Origin of the sequence: Pantoea sp. NGS-ED-1003 (genome assembly GCF_000738765.1) — a bacterium.
Classification (GTDB): Bacteria; Pseudomonadota; Gammaproteobacteria; order Enterobacterales; family Enterobacteriaceae; genus Pantoea; species Pantoea septica.
The window spans coordinates 1-2,350 of record NZ_JPQA01000029.1; the positions used below are offsets into that span (position 1 = coordinate 1).

The 2,350-nt window shown below is 54.2% G+C and carries 4 protein-coding genes and 1 tRNA gene; all 5 read left to right on the forward strand.

Features of this window, described 5'->3' with window-relative positions; translation table 11 throughout:
- Positions 1-203, forward strand: a 203-nt coding sequence (locus JS46_RS22515) for a recombination protein NinG (protein WP_033756030.1), incomplete at its 5' end; no start/stop codon positions are given.
- Positions 200-967 (forward strand): antitermination protein, encoded by a 768-nt coding sequence (locus JS46_RS22520; protein ID WP_033756033.1) that lies wholly within the window; start codon positions 200-202, stop codon positions 965-967. The genes JS46_RS22515 and JS46_RS22520, both read left to right, overlap by 4 nt.
- A gap of 189 nt (positions 968-1,156) precedes the next feature.
- A tRNA-Asn gene (locus tag JS46_RS22525) sits at positions 1,157-1,231 on the forward strand.
- Positions 1,232-1,700: 469 nt separating this feature from the next.
- Complete coding sequence (locus JS46_RS22530; RefSeq protein ID WP_033756035.1) at positions 1,701-1,943, forward strand: phage holin; 243 nt, start codon at positions 1,701-1,703, stop codon at positions 1,941-1,943.
- 9 nt (positions 1,944-1,952) lie between these two features.
- On the forward strand, positions 1,953-2,350 hold a 398-nt coding region (locus tag JS46_RS22535; protein WP_033756037.1), incomplete at its 3' end, for a glycoside hydrolase family protein.

The following is a 2,350-nucleotide window of genomic DNA, read 5'->3' on the forward strand; positions in this document are numbered from 1 at the left end:
AGTGTCATCGATGTAATGTCCAGCTATCCGGCAATCAGCAGCAGTACCGCATCAATCTCATCACCAAAATCGGCCTTCAGCGCGTTCTGGCGCTCGAATCAAACAACGAACCTCACCGATACACCCGCGAAGAGCTGGACGGCATACGTGCGCGTTACAGGGCTTTGCTGCGTGAATTGGTTAAACAGAGGGAAGCAGCATGAGCCTTGAAGCAACCATAAAATATCACTTCCCGAAGGGTCAGAACTTCAGCGGCACAGCGCCTCAGACATCGCTCGACGCAATGACCGGCACTGACTATGTGGCCGCAATGGGCATGACGCAAAGCCGCGCGCCGCTGGGTTATGCAGCCTTCATGGGGAAAGTGGGAGTAAGTGAGAACGACGCCCGACGCGCCGTATCCCTGTTAACTGATTTTGCACTGCAGACCTGCGACCGGGTTGCCGCCCTTCGCAAACTTGAAACAGATATTAAACCAGCTGTGATGCAAGTGCTCGCAACTTACGCCTATCTGGATTACTGCCGCAGCGCCGCCAGCGTTAAGCCGTGCGAATGCTGCAGCGCCACCGGATTTATCGCCGCGGAAGTCGTGACGATGAAGTCTATGCTGTCCGGTGCCGGCCGACGCGAAGTGCGTGAGCAGGTTCGGGTGCACTGCAAAACCTGCGCAGGTAAAGGGGTTGTGTCTTCGGCGTGCCGGGACTGTAACGGGCGAGGGCGCGCAGTAATGCGCAAGGAGTCCGAGCGGCAGGGCGTGCCGGTAATGGGTGATTGTAAGCGCTGCTGCGGGAGAGGGTACGAGCGCATCCCTTCCACTGAGGCTCACGGAGCGGTTTGCGGCATCACTGATGCCATCAGTCTGGATACCTGGAAGAAGAGCGTAAAGCCATTTTACGAGACGCTGATCGGCAAACTGGAAATCGAGGAATCCTGGGCAAACGCGGCTCTTAGTAGAGTTACTGCATAGAGCTGAAAAAAAATAGCCTGTTATTTTATCGCAGGCTATTTACTTTTCCCGAAACTGGGGATAGGATTTCTAACAGTGAAAGCTACGTCTTGTTGTTGAGCGGCAACAAACAAAGCAGTCCACGGCTTCAAAGTGGACAGAAAAGCCCTGCGGATTAATGGCGTGGGGCTTTTTTTCTGGTCTGAATTTGGGTGAGAAGCACAGAGGTTGTGCGTTCGGCTGTTAACCGATTGGTCGCAGGTTCGAATCCTGCCTTGCCCGCCAAATAACCTCCCTGGCTGACCAGGCTGGCAGTTACCGAGATTTGCGTCGGGGCGCCCAAAAAAAACCCCGCGTACCGAAGGGGAAGCAACAGTAAGCGGGGAAAGATTCAAGTTTCACTCTGTCAACTTTCAAGGATTGACTGGTGAAAGGTAGTAGTCATGATTTATGCCGTTGTGCAAAAGATGCTAACCCCTTCAGTTAAATAAAAATTCATAAAGGTTCGCTTTGGCGGGCCTTTTCTGTTTTCGCCCCTGCCAATCACTGCACACTTCGATTTAGCGACCTGTGGCAGAGGGCGATTTTTATCCATAAAAAAATCCGCGCTCAGGCGGATTATTCAACGTTGACTACGCAACGGCGGGACGGTGCTTTTTTCTCTCGACAAGATTAAAGCTAACCGGGCTTGCTCAGTTCAGAAAGTAGACAATTCCTAATTGAGCCAGCTCCCTCAAAAACCGAGGGGGGTCACATGAGTATCGATATGAGCAAACTGGCTTCAGGCGCAGCGTATGGCGCGTCAGCCGGGACGATTGCCAACGGTCTTCTGACCCGGCTTAGTCCCGATGAGTGGAGCGCTGTAGGCGTCCTGGCCGGTATTCTGGTCGCCCTGCTGACGCTCGGCATCAACTGGTATTACAAACGCAAAGCCACACTGGCGCAGATTAAGGCGCTCCAGCGCTGGCCCACCGCGCCCGGCCTCACCGAGGAATAACCCATGGCAATGTCAAACTCACTGCGGAACAAGCTGATCGCTGCCGCAGGTGGCGGAGCCATGCTTATCGCTACGGTATTTCTCGGCGGCAAGGATGGTGTAGAGGGGCGGGTGTACGAGCCCTACAAAGATGTTGTTGGAGTCTGGACGGTCTGTGATGGCCACACCGGCACCGACATCATCAAAGGCAAGAAGTACACCGACCGCGAATGCGATCGCCTTCTTTGGAATGACCTGCAGCCGGTAAAGAAGACGGTCGATAGCCTGGTGAAAGTGCCGCTGAATGAATATCAGCGCGCAGCACTCTACAGCTTCACCTACAACGTAGGCTCCGGTGCGTTTTCTAAATCGACGCTGCTGAAGAAACTTAACGCAGGCGATCAGGATGGAGCTTGCGAGGAGCTGCG